Raw genomic sequence first — 18,545 nt, forward strand, 5'->3', positions numbered from 1 at the left:
CAAGGCATAGGATCTGTAAATATTGCCCTACACCACCAAGAATTCAAAGGGTACAGCATGGGCGAATGGATAGCGGTAATCACCATCACACTACTGGCGTGCATCAGTCCAGGGCCGGATTTCGCCATGGTGTCTCGCAACGGATTGCTCCTGTCTCGAAGGGCGGGCGTGCTCACCGCTGTCGGAATTGGCCTGGGGGTGCTTGTTCACGTGTGCTACACGCTGCTCGGATTGGGCTTGGTGCTGCAACAAACGCCTTGGTTGTTCAATGTGTTGAAGCTGGCTGGAGCGGCCTATCTCGTCTACTTGGGCATCAAGATGCTTCGTTCCGGGCCGGCCACTGAACCGTCGGATGCGCCACCGCCCGCCATGTCTGATCTGGGAGCGCTGCGTACGGGATTTCTCACAAATGCGTTGAATCCTAAGACATCGATCTTCATCGTCAGTCTGTTCATGGGAGTCGTACGGCCGGACACCGCTGTGACGGCACAAATCGGGTACGGGCTATTTATCGCTGGAGCACATGTGGTGTGGTTCAGCCTCGTCGCACTGTGCTTCTCCGCCGGGGCGGTGCGCGCCAGGTTATTGGCCGCGCGACAGTGGATCGACCGGATTTTTGGCGCATTGCTGGTGAGCTTCGGGATCTTGCTGACGCTCACTTGACTGGGGCTACGGGCTGCAGCAGCGGAATCGGATGCCTCATCAACAGGCCTACTACCAGCGCTCCCAGCAGGCTCAATAGCCCCGCCACCCACAACACCCTGCCAAACCCACCGACAAATGCCTGCCATGCCAAGGGTTGCACCGGCCCCTGCGCCGATTCCGGCAGCAGCGCCATGGCCGCTGGCATATCCCCGGCCACCACCCGCGAGGCAATCCCCGGTACCTGGGCCTGCCATTGCGCGCCGAGGCTGGCGTGCAGCAGATGCTCGCTATGGCTGGCCAGCAGCGCGCCATACACCCCAATCGCCAACATGATCGCGCTGAAACGCATGGTGGTACTCATGCCCGAGGCCATGCCCGCACGGTCCCTCGGTACGCAGGCCATGATGTTTTTCTGGGTGTCGCCATTGAGCAGGCCGGCACCGGCGCCGGTCACGGCTATCGCCAGGGCGAACGGCAGGTAACCGCCGACACTGACCGCCCAGGCGCTGAACAGGTTGCCGCAGCCCACCAGGGCCAGCCCGGTTGCCATCATGGTCGCGGGGGCGAAGCGGTTGGCCAGGCGTGCGCTGATACGCGGGCAGATCAGCATGGTCAGGGCAAACGGCAGCATTCCCAGGCCCGAGGCAATCGCAGAAAACTCCAGGCCGTTTTGCAGGTAGAACGGCAGCAGCGTCATCATCACCTGGGCGCACCCGGCGTAGGCAAACATCCCCAGCAGCGCGCCGATAAATCGCGGGTACTGGAACAGTTGCAGGTCCACCATTGGCCGGCGCTGCACACGTTCCACCAGCACAAACAGGCCCAGCAGGAACGCGCCGCCGAGCAGCCGCGTATAGGTCAGTGGGTTGTCCCAGCCGATCCGGTTGGCTTCAATCAGGCCCCAGATCAGGCACAGCAGGCTGGCGCTGAAGGTCAGGCTGCCCCAAGGGTCGAGGCGCGCCGATTGACTGTCGCGCGATTCCGGGATGGCATGCAGGACCAGCGCCAGCAACGCCAGGCCCACCGGCAGGTTGAGGTAGAAAATCCAGCGCCAGCCCATGTAATGGGTAATCAGGCCGCCGAGGGTTGGGGCGGCGGTCATCGCCACGCCCATGCAGGCCCCCCAGAACGCCCAGGCCTTGGCCCGTTCCAGCTCATCGTGAAAGGCATGGCCGATGGAAGCCAGGGCCGAGGTCAGCAGCAGTGCGGCACCGACACCCTTCACGGCGCGGGCAATATCCAGCAGCAGCACGCTGGGCGCAGCGCCACAGCCCAGGGAGGCGAGGATAAAAATACCCAGGCCCCACACCAGGGTCTTCTTGCGGCCGAAGCGGTCGGCAATGCTCCCGGCCGGCAACAGCAGGGCGGCGAAGGCCAGCATATAGGCGCTGACCACCCATTCGATATCGGCGAAATTGGCGCCCAGGTCGCGGGCGATGGTCGGCAGGGTCACCGCGACGATGTTGGTGTCGAGGACAATCAGCGAACAGACCCCGGAGGCGGTCAACAGGGTAAGGCGTGGGCTGACCCGACTCATGACGTGATTACCTGGCAGGCAACAGGCAAGCTGGATTTGACGGGCATCATGAGGGTTCTCTACTGTGGGCGTCCCCTGAGCTTAACGTCAACTTCCGGTGGTTCTGTTAGCCGAAGCCAAGCACATCATTACCTTTGAGCTAATCCTTATATGGAAATACGTCATTTCCGCTACTTCCTGGCCGTTGCCCGGCACCGCAATTTCACGCGTGCCGCCGAGCAACTGGATATTGCCCCGCCGACGTTGAGCCGGCAGATCCAGGATATGGAACGTGCCCTGGGCACGCGCCTGTTTATCCGGCGCCAGCGTGACGTGAGCCTGACCGAGGCGGGCAGCGCGTTGCTGGGTGAAGCCGAAAGCACCGTGCGCCAGTTCGAGTTCGCCCAGCGCAATGCCCAACGCGCCGGGCGTGGCGAGATCGGTCATATCGAATTGGGCTATGTCGCGTCGGCGGTGTATTCCGGCGTGTTGCAACGCCAGGTGCAGGGGTTTTGCGCGCAGTTTGCCGATGTCAGCCTCAGCGTGCGGGAAAGCCCCATGGCTCTGTTGCCGGGGCTGGTTGCCGAAGGGCGCTACGACATTGGCTACATTCGCTCACCCTTGACCTTGCCCGACGGTGTGGAGGCGCTGCGCCTGGGCAGTGAGGGTTTTGTCCTGGCGCTGCCCCAGGGCTCGTGGCTGCTGGGGTTGAAGGCGATCACCTGCGCGCACTTGCAGAACGAGACCTTCATCCTGCCCGAGCAAATCAGCGGCACCTTGCAGGTGGCCGCACAAGGCGGCTATGCCCCGCGCCTGGGACCGCAGCCGGGCGGCCTGGTAGCGGTGATTGCCCTGGTGTCGCTGGGGCAGGGCGTGGCGGTGGTGCCGGAGTCGGTGGTGGGGCATGTCAGCCTGCCGGGTGTGCACTACCGCACCCTCCAGGGCAGCGATGCATCGTCGTGGCTGTCGCTGATTTACCGGCGCTTTGAAAAAGCCCCGGCGGTGGCGCGCTACATCCAGCACATCAAGCAAAATCCCACCCCGTAGGCGCCGGCTTGCCGGCGACGGCAATCTTAAAATCGCCTGCCGGCAAGCCGGTTCCTACCGGGCCAGGCGCGGCTGGATCGAGTCTGCCAGTTGCGTGAGGATCAGACAGCAGGACACCGCCCCGGCATCCAGCACCCCCAGCGAGCGTTCGCCCAGGCGGCTGGCCCGGCCGATCCTGGCCACCAGGTCCTTGGTCGAATCGCGGCCCTGGGAGGCGGCGCTTTTCATCGCGTCGAGGGCGTCGCTGAAGGACGCACCCGCCGCTTGCGCCCGCTCAAATGCCTCCACGGCCGGGATCAGGGTGTCCATCAGGCACTTATCGCCGACGCCGGCTTCGGTGATGTCCTGCAATGAAGTCAGGCCACCGCGCAGCAGATGGGCGAAGGTGGCGGCGTCGATGTTACCGCTGCCACGCACCTCGTCGGCCATGCCGATAAACAGGCTGCCATACAGCGGGCCCATGGAGCCGCCGATGCCTTCCATCAGGCTCAGGGTCAGTTCATCCAGGGCCTCGGCCAGGGTCAGTTGCCGGCCTTCGATCGTACGGCCGCAATGGGCAAAGCCCTTGGCCATGTTGATGCCGTGGTCGCCATCGCCAATCGCGCCGTCAACTTCGCTGAGGTATTCACGGTTGGCGACGATCACGCTGACCAGGTCGGTGACAATCGCGCTGCCGTCGTGGGTGGAAAAATGCTGGCTCATGGTTTATTCCGCCTGGGTCATGCCGATGGAGCGGCAAGGTTGGTCGATCAGGGTTTTCAGCTCGGCATCCAGGCCCAGCAGGGTCAGGGTCACGCCCATCATTTCCAGGGAGGTGAAGTAGTTGCCGACGTAGCAGCGATGGATCTTCAGGCCCTTGGCCTTGAGCTGGCTTTCGACTTCGGCGTAGAAGATGTACAGCTCCATCACCGGCGTCGCGCCCAGGCCCGAGACCAGCACCACCACGCTGTCATCCTGGCTGAAATCGCGGTCGGCGAGGATCGGTGCCAGCATGCGTTGAGCCATGGCCGCCGCGGATTCGATCGGGATCACCTCGATCCCGGGTTCGCCGTGGTGGCCGATACCCAGTTCCATCTGGCCGTCCGGGATCTGGAAGTTCGGCTTGCCCACCGCTGCAATGGTGCAGGGCGTCAGGCCGATGCCGATGGAGCGGCAGTGATCGACCGCCTTCTGCGCGACGCGGATCACCCCGTCCAGGTCATAGTGCTGCGCGGCGGCGGCCCCGCCGATTTTCCACATGAAGATTTCCCCGGCCACCCCGCGCCGCTTGGCGATATCGGCCTTGGGCGCCGACGCCACGTCATCGTTGGCGACCACGGTGCGGATCCGCATGTCTTTGCTGGCGGCCATTTTCATTGCCAGCTTCACGTTCATGTTGTCGCCGGCATAGTTGCCGTACAGGCAGGCCACGCCGGCACCGTGATCAGCGACGCGAAACGCATCGAAAAAACTCTTGGCGGTGGGTGAGGAGAAGATTTCGCCGACGGCCACCGTGTCCACCAGGCCGGGGCCGACATAGCCTAGAAACGCCGGTTCATGGCCGGAACCGCCGCCGGTGACGATACCTACGCGGCCCTGGCCGGAGGGCTTGGCCTTGCTGATCACACGGGGGTTGCTGTCGCTTTGGCGCAGCTCCGGGTGGGCGACCAGAATGCCGCGCAGCATGTCTTCGACCACTTGGTCCGGATCGTTGATGACTCGATTCATAACGCGGGTTCCTGTTCTTGTTGTGAGCAACTAACTGTAGGAGCGAGCTTGCTCGCGAAAAACGTTAACGCTAACGCGGGCTACCTGGATGAGTGCGTCGCCCTCAGGTTTTTCGCGAGCAAGCTCGCTCCTACAGTAAAAAGCGGTTGGGGTGTTTTAGGGTTCGAGCACAACCTTCAAGGACTTGTCCCCACGCTCCATCACCGCAAACGCCTCCTTGAAATCCGCCAGCGCAAACTTGTGGGTGACCACGTCGCGCATGTCGATCTTGCGCTTGCCGATAAAGTCGATGGCCCGTGGGTACATGTAAGGGCCCAGGTGCGAGCCGAGTACGTCCAGTTCCTTGCGGTCGCCAATGATCGACCAATCTACCGTGGCCTCGTCGTTGAATACGCTGAATTCGACGAAGCGCCCCAACTTGCGCAGCATCGCCAGGCCCTGGTTCACCGCCTTGTGGTGCCCGGTGGCTTCGATATAGATATCGCAGCCATAACCGTCGGTGATTTCGCGGATTTTCGCCAGTACATCGACCTCGGCCGGGTTCCAGACTTCGTCGGCGCCCATGCGCAGGGCCAGTTCGGCGCGTTCGGGTTTCATGTCGAGCACGATCAGGCGTTTGGGGTTGCGCATGCGCACCGCGCCGATGATCCCCAGGCCCAGGGTGCCGGCGCCGGCGACTACCACCACGTCGTCGAAATCCACATTGGCCCGTTCCGCCGCGTGCAGCGAGCAGGCCAGGGGTTCGATAAGGATCGCTTCGTCTGGCGCGATGGAGTCGGGCACCTGGTGGATGATGCCTTCCTTGGTGAAAATCATGTACTGGGCCATGGCGCCCTGCACGTTGTTCTGGAAGCCGTAGAGATCGTGTTTCTGGCACATCCAGTACTGGCCGTGGTTGCAGAAACGGCAGCCCCAGCACGGCACGATCTGCTCGGAAATCACTCGGTCGCCGACCTTCACCCCACGCTTCTCGGCGCCGGGGCCCAGGGCGACCACGCGGCACACAAACTCATGCCCGGGAATCATCGGCGGCTTGACGTAGCGCGGCTGCTCGGCGTCGCCCCAGAACGACGGTGCGCCGCGATAGGTCTTGATATCGCCCATGCAGATGCCGCACAGCTCGACCTTGGTCAGGATCTCGTCGGGGCCTGGCGTCGGTACATCGACGGTTTCCAGGCGATAGTCTTCCGGGCCATGGCAAACCACGGCCTGCATGGTCTTGGGGATTACCGGATGGAGTTGTTCGGCGGTACGTTCGGTAGCGGTGGACATGACAGACCTCACGACGAATAGATGGATTACTGAATGCTGTAGCCGCCGTCGATCACCATATTGGCGCCGGTGATCATCTGGGCTGCGTCGCTGAGCAGGTACAACGCCAGCCCGGCGATTTCATCCGGCTGGGCAAAACGGCCCGCCGGGATCTGCAATTTGGCCCGTTCGCCTACTTCGCCGGCCCAGGCTTTCTTGCCCAGGGCGGTTTCGACGATGGTGGGGGAGATGGCATTTACAGTGATGTGCGGCGCCCATTCCATGGCCAGGACCTTGGTCATGCCGACAATCGCGGCCTTGCTCGCGCAATAGGCCACATGCCGATCCAGGCCGATCACCGCCGCCTGGGATGCCAGGTTGACGATGCGCCCGCTGCCCTGGGCGAGCATGTGCCGGGCGCAGGCCTGGGCCACGAAAAAGCTGGCCTTGAGGTTGATATCCAGGGTGATGTCCCAGGCGTTTTCGCTGACATCGATGGCCTTGTCGAGCATCACCACGCCTGCGCTGTTGACCAAATAATCCAGGCGCTTGAAGTGCGCGAACACGTAATCGATGCTGCTCTGCACCTGGTCGAGCTGGCGCAGGTCGACGGCCAGGCCCAGATGCCCGCTGCCCAGGCTGGCGGCCACTTCAACCACGGCTGGGTCACGGTCGAGCAGGGCCACGCGCGCGCCACGCTCTGCCAGCAGGCTGGCACACGCCAGGCCAATCCCGGCGGCCCCGCCGGTGATCACGGCGCAACGGCCGGTGAGGTCGAAGGCTTGGTTCCAGAATCCAGACATTGGTTTAACTCCATTCTCAAAAACAGTGGAGATCGGATGTGGGAGCTGGCTTGCCTGCGATGCGGGCACCTGGGTCTGCCAGGGATACCGAGGTGATGCAATCGCAGGCAAGCCAGCTCCCACATTGACCGCGTTGCTATTTAGTACCGCTGACCTGCTGGTACAGCGTATCCGCATTGGCATTGGTCACCGGCACCCACGGCAGGATGTAGTTCTTCGCGGTGCCGTCGCCCCAGGTCACGTCCTTGGCATAACGCTCCCAGATCACCGACTTGGGTTTGTAGTCCTTGCCCGCCAGTTGCCGCAGGGCCACGTCCAGTGCGCCCTGGGACTGGGCCTGGGCGTCTTGCAGGAAGGTGGTGACTTCGTCTCTTTTGGCCGCCTGGATGGCGTCGGGCATGCCGTCGATGGAGGTGACGGGCACCTCCTTGGAGGTCAGGCCATGGGATTTGAGGGCCTGCACGGCGCCCAGGGCCATGTCGTCGTTTTGCGCGATCACCCCGTTGATGTCCTTGGGGTGGGCGTTCAGCCAGTCTTCAGTCAGGGTCAGGGCCTGGGCGCGGTCCCAGTTGGCGGTCTTTTTCTCGATGATCTTGATTCCGGGGTGCTTGCCCAGCACTTCCAACTCGCCCTTTTCGCGGTCGATCTGCGCCGACTGGCCGATCGGGCCCTGGATGATCACCACATTGCCCTTGCCCTGGAGCTTGTCGACCATGGCCTGGGCCTGCAGGCGACCGCCCTCGACATCGTCGTTGCCCACGTACGGCACGCTGGCATCGGCGACCTTGGTGTTGGAGGCGATCACCACCACATCATTGGACATCGCCTGCTTCACCGTGCCGACGCCGGCCTTGGTGTCGATAGGTACAAACAGGATCGCGTCATAGCGCTGGGTGACCATGTTTTCGATCTGGTTGTTTTGGGTCAGTGCGTCATAGTTACCGTCGAACACGGTCAACTGCACGGTGCCGTCCTTGACTGCCGGATGTTCCTTGAGCTCGCGCACCCAGTTCTGCATGAACTGGCCCTTGAGGCCGTACACGGCGGCGCCGACTTTGTAGGTCTTGCCATCGGCGGCCAGGGTGATGCTGCTGGCGAGCAGGGAGAGGGCCGCCACGGCGGCAAACGATGTAGCGAATTTCATGATGAGAACCCCGTTTATTGTTGTGGTCGTTCAGTTCGGTTCAGAGCAAAAGCGACTAGCGTTTTTTCTTGCGCCACACGTCGATCAACACCGCGAGCACGATGATCAGGCCCTTGGCGACCTGTTGGTAATAGGAGGACACGCCGAGCAGGTTCAGGCCGTTGTTGATCACCCCGATCAGCAGCGCGCCGAACAGCGTGCCGACAATGGTGCCGACGCCGCCGGACAAGCTGGTGCCGCCGATCACCACGGCGGCAATCGCATCCAGCTCATAAGACATACCCGCCTGGGGCAGGGCGGAGGTGGTGCGCGCGGACAGCACCACGCCTGCCAGGCCGGCCAGCAAACCCGAAACCACATACACCGAGAACGTCACCTTGCGCACGCCGATCCCTGAGGTGCGCGCGCTTTTTTCATTGCCGCCCACCGCGTACACATAGCGCCCGTAGGTGGTGTAGCGCAGCACCATCCAGAAAATCAGCGCGACCACGGCAAAGATGATGATCGGTATGCCAATCGGCCCCAGCTTGCCGATGCCCAGCGCCAGGTAGGCGTCCGGCAGGTCGGTGACCGGGCTGCCGTCGTTGAGGATAAAGGTCATGCCCCGGGCAATACTCAGCATGCCGAGGGTGGCGACAAAGGGCGGGATTGACAGGTTGGCCACCATGAACCCGTTGACCACCCCCAGCATCGCCCCGGCAAACATCCCGGCGCTGACGGCAGCGAGCAGGCCGTAGCCCTGGGTCGCGACCAGGGCGCTGCACAGGCCGGCGAAGGCGAGGATCGAGCCTACCGAGAGGTCGATGCCCTTGGTCAGGATCACATAGGTCATGCCCACCGCCAGGATGCCGTTGATGGATGTCTGGCGCAGGATGTCCATCCAGTTGCGCCAGGTCATGAAGTATTCGCTGGCAAACGCCATGACCACGCACAGCAGGATAAACACCAGCGGCAGGCCAAAGCGGTCGAGGGAAAGCCGCAGGCGGCTGCGCGCGGGGGTGGTCAGTGGCGTGGCAAGGGTTTTGGCGTTCATGAGGCAAGACTCAACAAGGCTTCCTGGGAAAGGGCGGTGTCGCTGCTGATAGTCACCAGGCGGCCGCCCTTGAAGACCGCGATACGGTCACTCAGGTGCAGCAGTTCCGGGGCCTCGGACGACACCACGATGGCCGCGCCACCGGCGCGCACGAACTGGTCGAGCAAGTGATAGATCTCCTGCTTGGCGCCTTCATCGATGCCCCGGGTCGGCTCGTCGCACAGCAGGCACACCGGTTGGGTCGACAGGCATTTGGCGAGCACCACCTTTTGCTGGTTGCCACCGCTCATGGACGCCACCGGCAGGTCCAGGGAGGTGGTCTTGATTTGCAGGCGCTTGACCATGTCCTCGGCCAGTTGGTTTTCCTTGCGCGCGTTGATCAGCGACCAGCTCGACAGCTGCTTGTACGCCGACAACGCGATGTTCGAGAGGATGCTGGAGCTGAGCACCAGGCCGCTTTCCTTGCGGTCTTCGGTGACCAGGGACATGCCGGCGCGGATGGTCGCCTTGGGCAGGCCGATGGGCATCGGCTTGCCTTGCAGGGTGACGCTGCCGGCGTCCGGGGTGGTCAGGCCGTAGATGCAGTTGAGGAACTCGCTGCGCCCCGAACCCATCAGGCCGTAGATGCCGAGGATTTCACCCTGGCGCAATTGCAGGCTGATGTCCTGGAACTCGCCGCTGCGGCTCAGGCCCTGGACGTCCAGGCAACACTCGGCGGCGCTTTCGCGTCCAACCTTGTGGTCGATGCGTGTCAGTTCCTGGCCGACGATGCCGCGCACCAGGTGGGCGCGGTCGATATCGGCCATGCGCCCGCTTTCGACGAAGGCGCCATCGCGAAAGATGCTGTAGTCGTCGGCAATCTGCGCAAGCTCGCTGAGGCGATGGGACACATAGACAATCCCGGCGCCACGGGCGGTGAGGCGGCGGATGGCCTTGAACAGGGTTTCGGCTTCGCGCTCGCCGATGGCGGACGTGGGTTCGTCCATGATCATCACCTGGCAGTCATGGCTGAACGCCTTGGCGATCTCCACCAGCTGGATCTGCGCCACGCTCAAGCGATGCATGGGCGCGCTGGCGTCGACCTCGAACTCCAGGCTTTCCAGGAGTTCGCGGGTACGCCGGTGCAGTTCCTTGCTGTCGACGATGCAGCCGGCGCGCCGTGGTTCGCGGCCCAGCCAGATGTTTTCGGCGACGCTCATGTAGGGGATTGGCTCCAGCTCCTGGGTGATCATCGCGACCCCCGCCGCCAATGCTTCGCTGGGGCGATGGAAATGCACGGGGGCGCCATTGAGCAGGATGCTGCCGGCGTCACGCTGGGTGATGCCCATCAAGATACTGAGGAACGTGGATTTGCCGGCGCCATTGCCGCCGCACAGGGCATGCACACTGCCGGCCCGCAGCGAGAGGCGGCCGTCACGCAGGGCAGGGATGCCGGCGTAGGCCTTGGCGACGTGTTCAGCCTGGAGCAGTAATGGCGTGGCCATCGGCGTGTCCTCGTGCTGTGAGTTCTTATTAGGTACACAGTCGTGTTGCTGCGTGAGCATATGTGTATCAAATGAAATTCTGATCAGTCAATCTCTTTCATTGAAAACTTGTAATCGCCAAGGTTTTCTTGATGTATGGCGTTTTAGAGGGGTTTGACTGGAGGGTCAGTTAAAACGTGCTTGACAGTTGCGAGGGAATATCCGAGAAATGACTGATCGAAATTTCATCGAGTGATCATATGATCAGTCTTAAGCTTCACCACGGCAGCGGAGCCTAATGCCATGAACACACCTTTTCCGGTGGCTATCGGATGTGACGAAGCGGGTTTTGAGCTCAAGGAGCTGTTGAAGCGCCATATCGAGGCGCTGGGGTATCCGGTGACCGACTTTGGCACCCATTCCACAGCGCCGGTGCTCTACCCGGATATTGCGCTGGCGGTGGCCACGGCCATCAATGCCGGGCAACAGCGCCTGGGGGTGCTGGTGTGTGGCACGGGCATCGGCATGGCGATATCGGCCAATAAAGTCTTGGGTATTCGCGCGGCCCAGGCCCATGACACCTATTCGGCGGAGCGCGCGCGCAAGAGCAACGATGCGCAGATCCTGTCCATCGGTGCGCGGGTGGTGGGGGCGGAGCTGGCCAAGAGCATCGTCACCGCGTTTCTGGCCTCGGAGTTCGAGGCGGCGCGGTCCGGGGCCAAGGTCGAGCGCATCAATGCCATTGAGCGTGATGGGCATCAGTAGTGGACGGAGCAGGGCAAGAGTCGGGAGAATGCGCCTTTGACGCCGAAACGGAAGCCCGTCCCCATGAGTGACAGTACCCTGCGCACCGCCAGCGATATCGATCTGATGACCGAAGTGGCGATGCTCTATTACCTTGAGAACGTCACTCAGGAAGCCATCGCCAAGCGCTTTGACCTGTCCCGGGCGAAAGTCAGCCGGCTGCTCAAGCGTGCGCGCGATGAAGGGATTGTCGAGGTGCGGGTGCTGCAGCATCCGGCGATGAACAACGAACTGGAACAGGCGCTGGTGGAGCGTTTCCAGTTGGATCGCGCGTTGATCGCGGTCGACCACAGCGACGCCGACACCCAGCGTTCCGCCGTGGCCAGCCTGGTGGCCAACTACCTGAACAAGACCCTGGGCGACGGCATGATTGTCGCCGTGGGCATGGGGCGCAATGTGGGGGCGGTGGCCGATAACGTGTTTTTGCCGGTGACGCGCAACTGCACGTTTGTCTGCGCCATTGGCGGTTCGCTCAAGGCCGGCGAATACATGAACCCCGACCATATCTGCCGCCGCCTGGCCCTGCGTTTTGGCGGCGAGAGCGAAAGCCTGTACGCCCCGGCGCTGGTGGCCAACCCGGAACTGCGCAGCGTGCTGATCAGCAACGACACCGTACGCTCGACCCTCGACCGCGCACGGCGTGCCGATATGGCGCTGATCGGTATTGGCGACATGAGCGAAAACAGCAACATGGTGCGCATGGGCTGGTTCTCACCCCAGGAAATCGCCCAGGCGCGCTTGTCCGGCACGGTGGGTGACATGATGGGTTACGACTTTATCGACATTCATGGCCAGCCGGCGGTCAACGCCATCCAGGGGCGGGTGATCGGCTTGACGGTGCAGGAGTTGTTCCGCATTCCCGATGTGGTGGCGATTGCCAGTGAAAACACCAAGGCCGCCGCGACCCTGGGGGCGTTGCGCTCGGGGGTGATCAATACCCTGGCGACCACGGTAACCAATGCCCACACCATCCTGGCGCTGGACGACGCTACCCGTAAAACCTGACCTGTCTCCTCTCAAAATATGGGCTCTGGTGTGTGTGGGGGGGGGCTGGCTTGTGTAGGAGCTGGCTTGCCAGCGATAGCATCGCCTCGATCTACCTGATACACCGAGGTGTCTGCATCGCTGGCAAGCCAGCTCCTACACAAGCCCACAGCACAGGCTTCTGGGGGCGGCTTTTACAGATCTTGTAATAGTTTTAAATTGTAGGAGATTTGTATTTCCGCTGTAGGATTAAAGTCCTTTTCTCACTGCAGGACTTGCATGAACACCCTCTCGGAGCCCCCCAGTCGTCTTTCCCCAAGACCGCTACTGCCGACGTTCCCGCTGAAACATCCTCTATTCAGACTGCTAACCTTTTCCCGGTCATCGGACCGCGTCTTGTTGTGCCCGGCATTCTGAAAATCAATAAAGAGACAGAGACTTCTATATGGAATGGTTAGCGGATCCAACGGCCTGGCTCGGCCTGTTGACCTTGATTGTGTTGGAACTGGTGCTGGGTATCGACAACCTGGTGTTTATCGCGATCCTCGCGGACAAGCTGCCGCCGGAGCAGCGTGACCGTGCGCGGTTGATCGGTTTGTCCCTGGCGCTGATCATGCGCCTGGGCTTGCTGGCGAGTATTTCCTGGTTGGTGACCTTGACCCAGCCGTTGTTCGAGGTGTTCGACAAGAGCTTCTCCGGACGCGACCTGATCATGCTGTTTGGTGGTGTGTTCCTGTTGTTCAAGGCCACCATGGAGTTGCATGAGCGGCTCGAAGGGCATGTCACCGAACGCACCGGCAATGCGGCCTACGCGATGTTCTGGCCGATCGTGGCGCAGATCGTGGTGCTGGACGCCGTGTTCTCCCTCGACGCGGTGATTACTGCGGTCGGCATGGTGGACGAGCTGGCGGTGATGATGATCGCGGTGATCGTGTCTATCGGCGTGATGATCGTGGCCAGCAAGCCGCTGACCCGCTTCGTCAACGCGCACCCGACGGTGATCATGCTGTGTCTGGGCTTCTTGATGATGATTGGTTTCGCCCTGACCGCCGAAGGCCTGGGCTTCCATATCCCGAAAGGCTACCTGTACGCGGCCATCGGTTTCTCGATCCTGATCGAGGTGTTCAACCAGATCGCCCGGGCGCGCCGCAAGAAGTCGGCGCAAGGCGTGCGACCGATCCGTGAGCGCACTGCCCATGCGGTGATGCGCTTGCTGGGTGGTCGCAGCCTGGCGGTGGAAGAGGTGGGTGAGGACGTTACGGACCTGCTGGGCGACTCCCAGGGCAGTCAAGGTCCGCTGTTCGACCGCCGTGAGCGCGTGATGATCAGCGGTGTATTGCAGCTGGCCGAGCGGCCGATCCGCACCTTGATGACCCCGCGGGCGAATGTCGACTACATCGACTTGGCCGACGACCCGGAGACGATTCGCCTGAAATTGATGCACTCGTCCTACTCGCGCTTGCCGCTGATCCGTAATGGCGCGGTGGATGAGCCCCTGGGCTTCGTGCATAAGAAGGAGTTGCTCAAGGAGTACCTGGCCGGCAACGAGCCGAACCTGGAACACCTGGCGCGGCGGGCGATCAACCTGCTCGACAGCTTCTCGATCCTCAACGCCCTGGAGCAGATGCGCCAGGAGTCGACGCACATCGCCTTTGTGATCAACGAATTCGGCGATTTCATGGGGGTGTTGAGCATGACTGACATCCTCGAATCCATCGCCGGTGAGTTGCCCGATGCCAGTGAAGTCGAAGGCCCGGACATCGTCCAGGAGCAGGGCGGTTACCGTGCCAACGGTGCGTTGAACCTGAACCTGATTCGCCAGCGCACGGGTTTCCAGGCGGTGGCCACCGAGGATTACCAGACCTTGGCTGGCCTGGTCATGAGCCTGTTGGATCGCCTGCCGGTGGTGGGTGACAGCCTGGAATACGAAGGCTGGCGCTTGACGGTGGCGGCGGTGGAGGAGCGCCGGGTGACGCAGGTGTTGCTGATGCCTGTCACGGCGGGTTAACGGGGTTTTGCCCTTTTGGTTGGCACACCACGGGTGTGCCGCTCGAAGGTTCTCTTCAGGGTCTGCTCCTGGGTCTCCCAGGGGCCGAACCCCTTGAGCTTTTCGACCAGCCTGCCGTTTTTCAATATCAGCAGCGTCGGTGTGCCGGTCACTTCGGGATGCCGTGGGGTCTGGCTCGTATCGAGTACATAAAGCGCTGCCTGACGGCGATAGCGGCCGGCCACTTTGCGAAACAGTGGCTTGGCCGCGCCGCACGCCGGGCACTGGGGCGATACAAAGAGCATGAACACCGTGCGTTGTGTCTGCAGCGCCCGTCTATACGCATCTGCGTTGTCGATCAGCGTGTTGATCAGTCCCATGACAATCTCCTTATAGGCCGGTGGCCAAACCCTAAGCCGGGCGGGCCGGACGGTCTACTGTGAGAATTCACAGGTAACGCACCCAAATGTGACGGATCGCAACGGATTGGGGCGCACGGTAGCAGTGTGCCTGGTGTGACTGGCGCGGCGCTGGTTCGTCGATGCGTCCTTATCTGGCTGATTTAAAACACCTTTAACTCTTCAATATTTTTCTGTTACTGGCTGTGGCACACTTTCTGCTGTCTATTCCGTTGTTACATACCATGTTCCGGTATAGCGGAACACACAACTCCTGGAGTGCTTGTCATGCATCGCCGACCTTCCGTGTTTAAAGCCTGTGTTTTTCTGTTCGCCGCCTCGGCTTCCCTCGCCAGCCAAGTGCAGGCCGACAGCAAGCTCGATGAAGTGCTCAAACGTGGGCATCTGCTCGTCGGTACAGGCAGTACCAATGCGCCGTGGCACTTCCAGGGAGCGGATGGCAAGTTGCAGGGTTTTGATATCGATATCGGACGTATTGTCGCCAAGGGCCTGTTCAACGACCCGAGCAAGGTCGAGTTTGTGGTGCAATCCTCCGATGCGCGGATTCCCAACCTGTTGACCAACAAAGTCGACATGAGCTGCCAGTTCATCACCGTCACCGCCAGCCGCGCGCAACAGGTGGCGTTCACCCTGCCGTACTACCGCGAAGGCGTGGGCCTGCTGTTGCCGGCCAACAGCAAATACCAGCAACTCGAAGACCTGCAGGCAGCGGGTGACGACGTCACCGTGGCGGTGCTGCAAAACGTCTACGCCGAAGAACTGGTGCACCAGGCGCTGCCCAAGGCCAAGGTCGACCAATACGACAGCGTCGACCTGATGTACCAGGCCGTGAACTCCGGGCGTGCCGACGCCGCTGCCACCGACCAGTCTTCGGTCAAGTACCTGATGGTGCAGAACCCCGGCCGCTACCGCAGCCCCACCTACGCCTGGAGCCCGCAAACCTACGCGTGCGCGGTCAAGCGTGGCGACCAGGATTGGCTGAACTTCGTCAACACGGCGCTGCATGAAGCCATGACCGGCGTCGAGTTCCCCACCTATGCGGCCTCGTTCAAGCAGTGGTTTGGCGTCGACCTGCCGAGCCCGGCGATTGGCTTTCCGGTGGAATTCAAATGATTGTTGAGCGCGCGGCGTTGCAGCGGGCGCCCCGCTCAAGGTACTGCCGACCATGAACTATCAGTTGAATTTTGCCGCAGTCTGGCGCGATTTCGACACCTTGCTCGCGGGCCTCGGCCTGGGCCTGCAACTGGCCTTGCTGTCGATTGCCATCGGCTGCGTGATCGGCCTGTTGATGGCTTTTGCCATGCTGTCCCGGCACCGTGCGCTGCGCATCCTGGCCTCGGTGTATGTGACGGTGGTGCGCAACACGCCGATCCTGGTGCTGATCCTGTTGATCTACTTCGCCTTGCCCAGCCTGGGTATCCGCCTGGACAAGATCCCCTCGTTCATCATCACCCTGTCGCTGTACGCCGGGGCGTACCTGACCGAAGTGTTTCGTGCCGGCCTGTTGAATATTCCCAAGGGCCTGCGCGAAGCCGGCCTGGCGATTGGCCTGGGGGAGTGGCAGATCCGCGCCTATATCACCGTGCCGGTGATGCTGCGCAACGTGCCGCCGGCGCTGTCGAACAACTTTATCTCGCTGTTCAAGGACACCTCCCTGGCGGCGGCGATTGCGGTGCCGGAGCTGACCTATTACGCCCGCAAGATCAACGTCGAAAGCTACCGGGTGATTGAAACCTGGCTGGTGACGACCGCGCTCTATGTGGCTGCCTGTTACTTCATCGCCCTGCTGCTGCGTTACCTGGAACAGCGCCTGGCGATTCGTCGATGAGAGGGGTTTTGCATGTATTGGCTGCATGAGTTGTGGATCGCCCGGGCAACCCTGTGGGCGGGGTTCCAGACCAGCGTGTATTGCTCGGTGCTGGCGATTATCTTCGGCACCCTGATCGGCATCGTCGCCGGGCTGGTGCTGACCTACGGCAAGTTCTGGATGCGCGCGCCGTTTCGCCTGTACGTCGACCTGATCCGTGGCACCCCGGTGTTTGTGCTGGTGCTGGCCTGCTTCTATATGGCGCCGGCGCTCGGTTGGCAGATCAGTGCGTTCCAGGCCGGCGCCCTGGGCCTGACGCTGTTTTGCGGCTCCCACGTCGCCGAGATTGTGCGCGGTGCGCTGCAAGCCATTCCCCGTGGGCAACTGGAAGCGGGCAAGGCCATCGGCCTGACCTTCTATCAGTCCCTGGGCTATGTGTTGCTGCCCCAGGCACTGCGGCAGATTTTGCCGACCTGGGTCAATTCCTCCACCGAGATCGTCAAGGCCTCGACCCTGCTGTCGGTGATCGGCGTCGCCGAATTGCTGTTGAGCACCCAGCAAGTGATCGCCCGGACCTTCATGACCCTGGAGTTCTACCTGTTCGCCGGGTTTCTGTTCTTTGTCATCAACTACGCCATCGAGTTATTCGGGCGCTACATTGAAAAGCGGGTGGCCTTGCCATGAATCAACCATTGCTCAACATCAGCGGCCTGCGCAAACAATACGGCGCGGTGGAAGTCCTCAAGGGCGTCGACCTGTCGTTGCAGCGCGGCAACGTGGTGACCTTGATCGGCTCCAGCGGCTCGGGCAAGACCACGCTGCTGCGCTGCGTCAACCTGCTGGAAGAGTTCCAGGGCGGGCAGATTACCCTCGACGGAGAGTCCATTGGCTATGCCGATGTTGCCGGCAAGCGCGTACGCCACCCGGAAAAACTCATCTCCCAACACCGCGCCATGACCGGCATGGCGTTCCAGCAATTCAACCTGTTCCCCCATCTGAGCGCGTTGCAGAACGTCACCCTGGGCCTGCTCAAGGTCAAGCATATGGGCAAGGACGAGGCAGTGGCCCTCGCGGAAAAATGGCTGGAGCGCGTGGGCCTGCTGGAACGGCGCAACCACTTCCCCGGTCAGTTGTCCGGCGGTCAGCAACAGCGGGTGGCGATTGCCCGGGCGATTGCGATGAACCCCAGCCTGATGCTGTTCGACGAAGTGACCTCGGCGCTGGACCCGGAGTTGGTCGGCGAGGTGCTCAGTGTGATCAAGGGCCTGGCGCAAGAGGGCATGACCATGTTGCTGGTGACCCACGAAATGCGCTTTGCCTACGAGGTCTCGGACAACATCGTGTTTATGAACCAGGGCCGGATTGAAGAGCAGGGCCCGCCCCAAGACATCTTCGAGCGCCCGCAATCGCCACGGCTGGCGGAATTTCTGAAAAGTATTCGTTTTTAATCAAGGAGCAACATTATGAGCATTACTCGTTACGGCGCCGGCAGCACCGCCGGTGGTGGCCAACCCCGCCCATTCGCCCGTGCGGTGGAGGCCGATGGCTGGTTGTACGTGTCGGGCCAAGTGCCGGCGGTGGAGGGCGAGATCATCAATGGCGGGATTGTCGAGCAGACCCACCAGACCATGAAGAACGTGGTGGCGATCCTTGAAGAGGCCGACTACGGCCTTGAAGACGTGGTCCGGGTCGGCGTATGGCTGGAGGACCCGCGGGATTTCTGGAGTTTCAACAAAGTCTTCGGCGAGTACTTCACCCCCGAACACGCCCCGGCACGGGCCTGTGTGCAGGCGAATATGATGGTCGATTGCAAGGTTGAGATCGATTGCGTGGCCTACAAGAAAAAAGGCTAAATGCCCGATCTCAAGACCATTAAAAATTCAATGTGGGAGTGAATTCGGGTGGGAGCGGGCTTGCTCGCGGAAGCGGTGTATC

Annotated in this window: 19 protein-coding genes; 10 read left to right on the forward strand and 9 right to left on the reverse strand. The window is 61.8% G+C overall.

All coding sequences use genetic code 11. The features are described from left to right. Positions 1-57: 57 nt before the first annotated feature. Complete coding sequence (locus HBO12_RS00980; protein ID WP_169956596.1) at positions 58-663, forward strand: LysE family translocator; 606 nt, start codon at positions 58-60, stop codon at positions 661-663. Here HBO12_RS00980 and HBO12_RS00985 read toward each other — a convergent pair. Then, a complete protein-coding gene (locus tag HBO12_RS00985) occupies positions 656-2,182 on the reverse strand; it encodes an MFS transporter (protein WP_170041167.1) in 1,527 nt (508 codons plus the stop codon). The genes HBO12_RS00980 and HBO12_RS00985 overlap by 8 nt on opposite strands. Before the next feature lie 150 nt (positions 2,183-2,332). Here HBO12_RS00985 and HBO12_RS00990 point away from each other — a divergent pair, with 150 nt between their 5' ends. Next, positions 2,333-3,208, forward strand: a complete 876-nt coding sequence (locus tag HBO12_RS00990; RefSeq protein WP_170041168.1) for a LysR family transcriptional regulator — start codon at positions 2,333-2,335, stop codon at positions 3,206-3,208. Between the two features lie 54 nt (positions 3,209-3,262). Here HBO12_RS00990 and dhaL read toward each other — a convergent pair whose 3' ends face one another. The 7 genes from dhaL to HBO12_RS01025 form a co-directional block, all read right to left on the reverse strand. Beyond that, positions 3,263-3,910 (reverse strand): dihydroxyacetone kinase subunit DhaL, encoded by a 648-nt coding sequence (gene dhaL / locus HBO12_RS00995; RefSeq protein WP_170041169.1) that lies wholly within the window; start codon positions 3,908-3,910, stop codon positions 3,263-3,265. Positions 3,911-3,913: 3 nt separating this feature from the next. Next, a complete protein-coding gene (locus tag HBO12_RS01000; protein ID WP_170041170.1) occupies positions 3,914-4,915 on the reverse strand; it encodes a dihydroxyacetone kinase subunit DhaK in 1,002 nt (333 codons plus the stop codon). A 156-nt stretch (positions 4,916-5,071) separates the two neighbouring features. After that, positions 5,072-6,187 (reverse strand): MDR/zinc-dependent alcohol dehydrogenase-like family protein, encoded by a 1,116-nt coding sequence (locus tag HBO12_RS01005; protein WP_029293713.1) that lies wholly within the window; start codon positions 6,185-6,187, stop codon positions 5,072-5,074. Positions 6,188-6,213: 26 nt separating this feature from the next. After that, positions 6,214-6,969: an SDR family oxidoreductase gene (locus HBO12_RS01010; RefSeq protein ID WP_169956586.1), complete on the reverse strand. Its 756-nt coding sequence runs from the start codon at positions 6,967-6,969 to the stop codon at positions 6,214-6,216. Between the two features lie 136 nt (positions 6,970-7,105). Next, positions 7,106-8,113: a substrate-binding domain-containing protein gene (locus HBO12_RS01015; RefSeq protein WP_170041171.1), complete on the reverse strand. Its 1,008-nt coding sequence runs from the start codon at positions 8,111-8,113 to the stop codon at positions 7,106-7,108. 55 nt (positions 8,114-8,168) lie between these two features. Then, positions 8,169-9,146 carry an ABC transporter permease gene (locus tag HBO12_RS01020; protein ID WP_170041172.1) on the reverse strand — a complete coding sequence of 326 codons (978 nt, stop codon included), beginning with the start codon at positions 9,144-9,146 and terminating at the stop codon, positions 8,169-8,171. Then, the gene (locus tag HBO12_RS01025) at positions 9,143-10,630 is read right to left on the reverse strand and encodes a sugar ABC transporter ATP-binding protein (protein WP_170041173.1); all 1,488 of its coding nucleotides are present in this window, start codon (positions 10,628-10,630) and stop codon (positions 9,143-9,145) included. Before HBO12_RS01025 ends, HBO12_RS01020 begins: the two co-directional genes overlap by 4 nt. Positions 10,631-10,912: 282 nt before the next feature. On the opposite strand from HBO12_RS01025, the gene rpiB reads away from it, so the two are divergent. The 3 genes from rpiB to HBO12_RS01040 all read left to right on the forward strand — a co-directional run bounded on the left by rpiB (position 10,913) and on the right by HBO12_RS01040 (position 14,405). Continuing rightward, the gene (gene rpiB, locus HBO12_RS01030) at positions 10,913-11,374 is read left to right on the forward strand and encodes a ribose 5-phosphate isomerase B (protein ID WP_029293723.1); all 462 of its coding nucleotides are present in this window, start codon (positions 10,913-10,915) and stop codon (positions 11,372-11,374) included. 63 nt (positions 11,375-11,437) lie between these two features. After that, complete coding sequence (locus HBO12_RS01035; RefSeq protein ID WP_029293725.1) at positions 11,438-12,418, forward strand: sugar-binding transcriptional regulator; 981 nt, start codon at positions 11,438-11,440, stop codon at positions 12,416-12,418. A 424-nt stretch (positions 12,419-12,842) separates the two neighbouring features. Then, the gene (locus tag HBO12_RS01040; RefSeq protein ID WP_169956578.1) at positions 12,843-14,405 is read left to right on the forward strand and encodes a TerC family protein; all 1,563 of its coding nucleotides are present in this window, start codon (positions 12,843-12,845) and stop codon (positions 14,403-14,405) included. Here the strand turns inward: HBO12_RS01040 and HBO12_RS01045 are convergent. After that, complete coding sequence (locus HBO12_RS01045) at positions 14,402-14,764, reverse strand: thioredoxin family protein (protein WP_170041174.1); 363 nt, start codon at positions 14,762-14,764, stop codon at positions 14,402-14,404. The genes HBO12_RS01040 and HBO12_RS01045 overlap by 4 nt on opposite strands. Before the next feature lie 306 nt (positions 14,765-15,070). Here HBO12_RS01045 and HBO12_RS01050 point away from each other — a divergent pair, with 306 nt between their 5' ends. Genes HBO12_RS01050 through HBO12_RS01070 form a run of 5 tightly spaced genes read left to right on the forward strand, consistent with a single transcriptional unit; the run spans position 15,071 to position 18,463 of the window. Continuing rightward, entirely contained in the window at positions 15,071-15,916 is an 846-nt protein-coding gene (locus tag HBO12_RS01050) for a transporter substrate-binding domain-containing protein (RefSeq protein WP_169956574.1), read from the forward strand. A gap of 52 nt (positions 15,917-15,968) precedes the next feature. Continuing rightward, a complete protein-coding gene (locus HBO12_RS01055) occupies positions 15,969-16,631 on the forward strand; it encodes an amino acid ABC transporter permease (RefSeq protein WP_170041175.1) in 663 nt (220 codons plus the stop codon). A 12-nt stretch (positions 16,632-16,643) separates the two neighbouring features. After that, positions 16,644-17,294, forward strand: coding sequence for an amino acid ABC transporter permease (locus tag HBO12_RS01060; RefSeq protein ID WP_057440845.1), 651 nt, complete (start codon positions 16,644-16,646; stop codon positions 17,292-17,294). Next, positions 17,291-18,058 (forward strand): amino acid ABC transporter ATP-binding protein, encoded by a 768-nt coding sequence (locus tag HBO12_RS01065; RefSeq protein ID WP_170041176.1) that lies wholly within the window; start codon positions 17,291-17,293, stop codon positions 18,056-18,058. The genes HBO12_RS01060 and HBO12_RS01065 overlap by 4 nt, the downstream gene beginning before the upstream one ends. Positions 18,059-18,073: 15 nt before the next feature. Continuing rightward, positions 18,074-18,463 (forward strand): RidA family protein, encoded by a 390-nt coding sequence (locus tag HBO12_RS01070; protein ID WP_170041177.1) that lies wholly within the window; start codon positions 18,074-18,076, stop codon positions 18,461-18,463. The last annotated feature ends 82 nt before the right edge of the window (positions 18,464-18,545 follow it).

The organism is Pseudomonas sp. WS 5059, from assembly GCF_012985525.1.
In the GTDB taxonomy this organism is placed as follows: Bacteria; Pseudomonadota; Gammaproteobacteria; order Pseudomonadales; family Pseudomonadaceae; genus Aquipseudomonas.

What these genes read in the sequence shown, in the direction of transcription:
- HBO12_RS00980 (WP_169956596.1), top strand. Translation starts at nt 58, where the DNA reads ATGGGCGAATGGATAGCGGTAATCACCATCACACTACTGGCGTGCATC.
- HBO12_RS00985 (WP_170041167.1), bottom strand. Translation starts at nt 2,182, where the DNA reads ATGAGTCGGGTCAGCCCACGCCTTACCCTGTTGACCGCCTCCGGGGTC.
- HBO12_RS00990 (WP_170041168.1), top strand. Translation starts at nt 2,333, where the DNA reads ATGGAAATACGTCATTTCCGCTACTTCCTGGCCGTTGCCCGGCACCGC.
- dhaL (WP_170041169.1), bottom strand. Translation starts at nt 3,910, where the DNA reads ATGAGCCAGCATTTTTCCACCCACGACGGCAGCGCGATTGTCACCGAC.
- HBO12_RS01000 (WP_170041170.1), bottom strand. Translation starts at nt 4,915, where the DNA reads ATGAATCGAGTCATCAACGATCCGGACCAAGTGGTCGAAGACATGCTG.
- HBO12_RS01005 (WP_029293713.1), bottom strand. Translation starts at nt 6,187, where the DNA reads ATGTCCACCGCTACCGAACGTACCGCCGAACAACTCCATCCGGTAATC.
- HBO12_RS01010 (WP_169956586.1), bottom strand. Translation starts at nt 6,969, where the DNA reads ATGTCTGGATTCTGGAACCAAGCCTTCGACCTCACCGGCCGTTGCGCC.
- HBO12_RS01015 (WP_170041171.1), bottom strand. Translation starts at nt 8,113, where the DNA reads ATGAAATTCGCTACATCGTTTGCCGCCGTGGCGGCCCTCTCCCTGCTC.
- HBO12_RS01020 (WP_170041172.1), bottom strand. Translation starts at nt 9,146, where the DNA reads ATGAACGCCAAAACCCTTGCCACGCCACTGACCACCCCCGCGCGCAGC.
- HBO12_RS01025 (WP_170041173.1), bottom strand. Translation starts at nt 10,630, where the DNA reads ATGGCCACGCCATTACTGCTCCAGGCTGAACACGTCGCCAAGGCCTAC.
- rpiB (WP_029293723.1), top strand. Translation starts at nt 10,913, where the DNA reads ATGAACACACCTTTTCCGGTGGCTATCGGATGTGACGAAGCGGGTTTT.
- HBO12_RS01035 (WP_029293725.1), top strand. Translation starts at nt 11,438, where the DNA reads ATGAGTGACAGTACCCTGCGCACCGCCAGCGATATCGATCTGATGACC.
- HBO12_RS01040 (WP_169956578.1), top strand. Translation starts at nt 12,843, where the DNA reads ATGGAATGGTTAGCGGATCCAACGGCCTGGCTCGGCCTGTTGACCTTG.
- HBO12_RS01045 (WP_170041174.1), bottom strand. Translation starts at nt 14,764, where the DNA reads ATGGGACTGATCAACACGCTGATCGACAACGCAGATGCGTATAGACGG.
- HBO12_RS01050 (WP_169956574.1), top strand. Translation starts at nt 15,071, where the DNA reads ATGCATCGCCGACCTTCCGTGTTTAAAGCCTGTGTTTTTCTGTTCGCC.
- HBO12_RS01055 (WP_170041175.1), top strand. Translation starts at nt 15,969, where the DNA reads ATGAACTATCAGTTGAATTTTGCCGCAGTCTGGCGCGATTTCGACACC.
- HBO12_RS01060 (WP_057440845.1), top strand. Translation starts at nt 16,644, where the DNA reads ATGTATTGGCTGCATGAGTTGTGGATCGCCCGGGCAACCCTGTGGGCG.
- HBO12_RS01065 (WP_170041176.1), top strand. Translation starts at nt 17,291, where the DNA reads ATGAATCAACCATTGCTCAACATCAGCGGCCTGCGCAAACAATACGGC.
- HBO12_RS01070 (WP_170041177.1), top strand. Translation starts at nt 18,074, where the DNA reads ATGAGCATTACTCGTTACGGCGCCGGCAGCACCGCCGGTGGTGGCCAA.